Here is a 3,291-nt window from a genome sequence, read left to right on the forward strand (position 1 = left end):
CGGCTCCCGGTTTTCCAGAATCGGCACCTGGCGGTCGTTGATCGCCCCGATTCGAATGGTGCTGTGCCGGGGAATCGTACTCGCCGTGGAGGTCCACCAGCGGCACCCCAGGTAATCCTCGAGGAAGGTGTAAACCGCGTAGAGTGTGCCGCGCGGCTCGCCACCCGCCAGGAGCAGGTGCGGCGGGCTGGTGCGGATGACGAAGCCGTCATGGCCCAGGGGCCGCATGTAGAGCCCGGGGAACGCCCGTCGCGCCGCACGCGACGGCCCGACGAAGATCGCCGGGCCGCGCGACCACTCCGCCTCCGGAACCACCGCGAACTCCGCCCCGCTGATCTGCTTCAGGAACGACGCCAGTTCACCCGCGGCGTGCCGCTGCGGCGCCGACGCCCGGTCGTGCGTCACGATCTGGTACTTCGTCTCGCCATCCTGCGCCAGCACCAACCGCCCCGACGGCGCCGCCCAGGCTCCCCACCCCAGCGCCGTTACTGCTGCCGCCAGCATCACCCCGCAAATGCCTCTGCTCATGCTCGCGCTCCTTTCGCTGACACCTTCACGCCGCCTCCGCCTCATCGCGTGGTCGCGGCCCGCACCTCGCCGATGTTGTACACCGCCAACGGCGCGGGCTCATCGGCCCCGGGTAGGGGAGAATGCGGCGCCTCGTTGTCCGTCTGCCGCGTCGGCTCGTCGCGATACGGCCCGGTGCGAAACGACAGCCGCTCGACGGACCGCACCGCCTCCGCAAGGGCCGCCTCGCTCAGAACCTCCCGCCCGTCAATGGACACGCTGTAGTGACCGAACGGCGCGGCGTCCACCGTGATGTCCACCGTGTACCACCGCTCCGCCTCATAGGCCTGAAGATCCAGGGATGCGTTTCCGTCAACGGCGCTGATGCGGCCGTCGCCGCCGAAGCGCAGGCGCACCGGCCGGTTGCCGTAGCGGTCCATGACCTCGATATCGAGCATGCCCGTGGCCCACTGCCGCGCGAGAACGCGACAGCTGATCTCCGCACGCGTGCCTTCCTGGAACACCCGCACCGCCCTCGCGTAGTCGTGGGGATCCTCATCCCGCAGCTCTAGGCTCTTGTCGCTCACCGAGGGGAACTCCACCACGCGCACCGGCGCCCACAGCGGCGAGTAGATGTTCCAATCCCTGACGTGCCCGCCCGTCTCCATGTCGTCGAACGTGTCCGCCACCGGGCCATCCACGGCGTACCGAACCGGCACGGGGATCCTGCTCACCCACATGTCTTCTTTGTTCATGCTGTACGTGATCCACATCGCGTCCCCCGGCGGGCTGCCGTTCCCCTCCGCGATGCCGCGCACGTACTGCGGGCCGTAGTCTTTCCAGCGCCCGAAGAACCGCCGCGGCGGCACCTCCCCGTGCACCAAGACAAGGTCATCGAAGATGATCCCGTCGTCACTCGTCGCCATCGCCAGCGGATAGCGATGCTCGCTGTGCACCGTCGGGTTGTACACCACAGCGTAACGCCCATCGGCGGTCCGCTGCCCCCACATCTTCGCCCCGTCTATGGTGATCGTGGGCAGCTTCACCGGCTTCGAAAAACTCTCCCCCTCATCCGACGACAGCGCGGCCAGCGCCCACTTCCACAGCGCCACCACCTTCCCGTCCTTGCGATGGTAGAAGCACAGCGCCTGGGCGGCCTTCTCCAGGGGATAGAACCCCGCCGGCCCGCGGTCTTCGTCATACCACTGGAACCGCATCAGGCGATCCGCAAGCAGGGCCTCGCACGCCTCGACGAACCCCGCGTCCGACGACCGCGTGTACAGCGGATAGCTCGTATTCCCCTCGTTCCACCGCCCGTGACTGCTGTAGCGGATGAAGTGGATCGGGCCGTAGGTGCCGTCCTTGTACGCCTCGCGCACGACGCGGCCGATGCCGCCCGGCCCGAACGGGTTTTCCGCGTGGCCGTAGAACCCCAGCACGAGCAGCCGCCCGTTAGGCGCGATGTAGAACCCCATGCGCTGGTGCATCATGTAGCCGTTGTACCCCTCCGGCATCGGCGTGTCCGGCGGCGGCTCGTAGGCCGGAAACACGACTTCGGGTCGCGTCCAGTTCCGCCCGTCGCGCGACGTCACGACCAGCGTGTGCCCAGGCGCGATGTGCTCGTCCACCGGGTTGCTCAGATACTCCTGATAGAACGTGTCGTTCCAGTACGCGAGCATCGGCGCGTGGTTGTAAGTCCACCCGTGCCCCTCCGCCCGCTCGGGGTGGGTGCGATTCGCGCGGAACGTCTGGTAGTTCGCCACCCCGATCGCCGGTCGCAGCCTGCCTTCATGCGGCGTCAGGTCAATGCTCACCCCGCCGACGTAGCGGATCGGCTCATGCTCACTTCCGGTCTGCGCCGCGCTCGGGCAGCGCAGCAGCAGAAGCACGCACACCAAACAGGCCAGCATGGTGAGAGTCGTCAGTCCCGGCATGTCGTCTATCCTCCCTTAACGGACCGGCGGCGCATATACCATCCCGGCCGCCTGCCCCCTCCCGCACGCCCTGTTCTTCGCGTGACGGGCGTTTCCTCGCGCCGGGAGACGCCTCATGCATCCACGCCGAGCCGCGTGTCGAAAGGACACGCCTTCCCCCCACAGAACAGGAACCCGCGGGCGTCCCTTGGGGTCCTCTGCGGCGTGGCTGCATCACCGCCCCGCGGAGCCGGGAGCCCAACTCGCTCGCGCAGGAGGAATGGCATGGAATACGCGCCGTCAAAGCTGATCGCCTTCATCGCGACCGCTCTCATCGCCCTCGCCTTCCAGATCGCCTTTGCCGCCACGGAAGACCTCGGTGGCGGCTTTCTCCACCACGGCGTCGCCACCCCGGTGAGCAATCACCGCGGCACCGTCGCCACCGTTGACGCCGACGGCCGCGACGTCGTCCTGGTCTGGCTCTTCGATCACCGCGGCGGCTACGCGCTCCTCATGATCGACGCCGAAACGGGCAAGAGCGAGGAGTTCCCCATGGCCTTCCCGCCGGGCGGCGATTGCCCCTACGCATCCATCCTGTCCAGCCGCAACAAGTTCTACACCCACTTCAACAGCTACTTCGTCGAGTTCGACCCCGCGCAGCGCGCCTTCACCTTCGTCCACCAGACCGCCCCGCAGATGGCGATGGGCATGACCGAGGACGACAACGGCGTCATCTGGTCGGTCACATACCCGAACAGCGGCGTGGTGTCGTTCGATCCCGCATCCCGCGAGTTTAAGGACTACGGCCACGTTTACAAGCAGAACTGGCGCCAGTACCAGCGCCACGTCGCCGCCGATGACACCGGCTGGA

2 protein-coding genes and 1 pseudogene are annotated in these 3,291 nt (G+C 67.5%); 1 reads left to right on the top strand and 2 read right to left on the bottom strand.

Features of this window, described 5'->3' with window-relative positions:
- Together JSV65_16955 and JSV65_16960 are read right to left on the bottom strand one after the other, a co-directional pair.
- A partial coding sequence (locus JSV65_16955; GenBank protein UCH34205.1) for a hypothetical protein occupies positions 1-528 on the bottom strand: 528 nt, incomplete at its 3' end.
- Between the two features lie 41 nt (positions 529-569).
- On the bottom strand, positions 570-2,417 hold the full coding sequence (locus JSV65_16960) for a hypothetical protein (protein ID UCH36822.1): 1,848 nt from the start codon (positions 2,415-2,417) through the stop codon (positions 570-572).
- A gap of 399 nt (positions 2,418-2,816) precedes the next feature.
- Here JSV65_16960 and JSV65_16965 point away from each other — a divergent pair.
- A pseudogene (locus JSV65_16965) lies at positions 2,817-3,291 on the top strand (hypothetical protein).

It is taken from the genome of Armatimonadota bacterium, assembly GCA_020354555.1.
In the GTDB taxonomy this organism is placed as follows: domain Bacteria; phylum Armatimonadota; class Hebobacteria.